Source organism: Mesorhizobium silamurunense (assembly GCF_014843825.1).
Taxonomy (GTDB): domain Bacteria; phylum Pseudomonadota; class Alphaproteobacteria; order Rhizobiales; family Rhizobiaceae; genus Mesorhizobium; species Mesorhizobium silamurunense.
This window is the reverse complement of the sequence record NZ_JHQR01000349.1, coordinates 1-1,699: the sequence shown is the minus strand read 5'-3', so window position 1 is coordinate 1,699 and position 1,699 is coordinate 1. Positions and strand designations below refer to the sequence as shown.

Genomic DNA, 1,699 nt, shown 5'->3' with positions numbered 1-1,699 from the left:
CTCCCGCGCGAGCGGGTTCGTTCAGTGGCAGCAAAGCGGACGATACGCTCCTAGTGATCAAGCGTCCGCATCGGGTCATTCTCGTCGGTCGCGGCCTGTCTGTTCACGTCCGGTCACGAAGCAATCCTGGACATCTGAGTTCACCGTTGGTGATGCACATCGCAGCGACAGTAAGCACCTTTGCGCTTGCCTTGAAGGCATTCTATTTTGGAGAGTAGTAGCCGCTCGTGGGCACAGAATGTCGGTACTGCCTTTCTCAAGAATTTACGCGCCGCTCAACGCGCTGCTGGCTGCGACTGGGCTTGTGGCGGTGGCTACGCTCACGACACCGGACCTGTCCGGACGAAGCAGACTGGCTCTGGCTGCCGTGCTCGCGGTCATTTGGGGCGCCTATCTTCTGCAACTGGTCGGGACGCTGCTCAAGCGCCGGGCGGGAGACGTTCGGGACAGGGCGCCGGCAATCGCCATTGATGTGCTCGCGGTTTTGGTTCCACTCACCGCATTTCTGCTCGTCGGCACGCCCGACCGGAGCCTCTACTGCGCTGTCTGGCTGCTGAAACCGCTGCGCGACTCGACTTTCTTCCCGCTGCTGGGCAGGGTCCTGACCAACGAAGCGCGCAACCTGATCGGCGTCACCACGGTCTTCGGCATCGTTCTGTTCGGTGTCGCGCTCGCGGCCTATGTGATCGAGCGCGACATCCAACCGGAAAAGTTCGGCAGCATCCCGCAGGCAATGTGGTGGGCGGTGGTCACGCTGTCCACCACCGGCTATGGCGATGCTATTCCGCAAAGCTTCGCCGGCCGCGTCCTTGCCGGGGCGGTCATGATGAGTGGCATCGGCATTTTCGCGCTCTGGGCAGGCATTCTTGCCACCGGCTTCTATCAAGAAGTCCGTCGCGGGGATTTCGTCCGTAATTGGCAATTGGTCGCCGCCGTGCCGTTGTTTCAGAAGCTCGGCCCGGCCGTGCTGGTCGAGATCGTGCGCGCGTTAAGACCTCGCACCGTGCCGGCGGGCGCCGTGATCTGCCGCATTGGTGAGCCCGGTGATCGGATGTTCTTCGTCGTGGAGGGGCGCGTCAGCGTCGCGACGCCGAACCCAGTGGAGCTTGGCCCTGGCGCCTTCTTCGGTGAGATGGCGCTCATCAGCGGCGAACCGCGTATCGCGACCGTCAGCGCTGCAACGGTGGTCTCACTCCTGTCGCTGCACTCGGCGGATTTCCAGATACTGTGCAGCAGCAGCCCGGAGATCGCGGAAATCATCCGCAAGACCGCGCTCGAGCGGCGCGGCGCGGCACCGACGGCTTGACCGTACTAAAGCGCTCGCGCTGGAACGGATTCAGGCGACGCGCTTTAAGTCTTTGTTTTTATGTATGTCGTTTTCGCAAAACCGCTGCGCACTTTTGCGCGACATGCATGAGGTGTGCAGGTCCCGGACCGTCGTGGTGTATCATCGCGGCCCCAAGATCGTCGCAAGACCGGCGTTCCTCTGTTCCCGTAATGTTCTTGCCTAAATCCGAAATCTATGGTTGTCTTGGGCCGACATCACCCGCGGTCCGACCAAAGGCCGAGGTGAGCCTGCATCCGGGGGCTTGAGAAAAAATGGTGGCGCGGGTTCGCACGGTGGCTTTCCAGGGCATCGAGGCCGTGCCGGTCGATGTCCAGGTGATGATTGCGTGTTTCAGTAAGTCCCGGACACCGG

General features: G+C 61.9%; 2 protein-coding genes. Both read left to right on the top strand.

The genetic code is table 11. The features are described 5' to 3' along the window. Positions 1-218: hypothetical protein (locus DH10_RS36420; RefSeq protein ID WP_210327883.1), on the top strand; the 218-nt coding region annotated here is incomplete at its 5' end. Positions 219-238: 20 nt separating this feature from the next. Further along, positions 239-1,306, top strand: coding sequence for a cyclic nucleotide-gated potassium channel (locus tag DH10_RS32540; protein ID WP_192257238.1), 1,068 nt, complete (start codon positions 239-241; stop codon positions 1,304-1,306). Positions 1,307-1,699 lie beyond the last annotated feature (393 nt).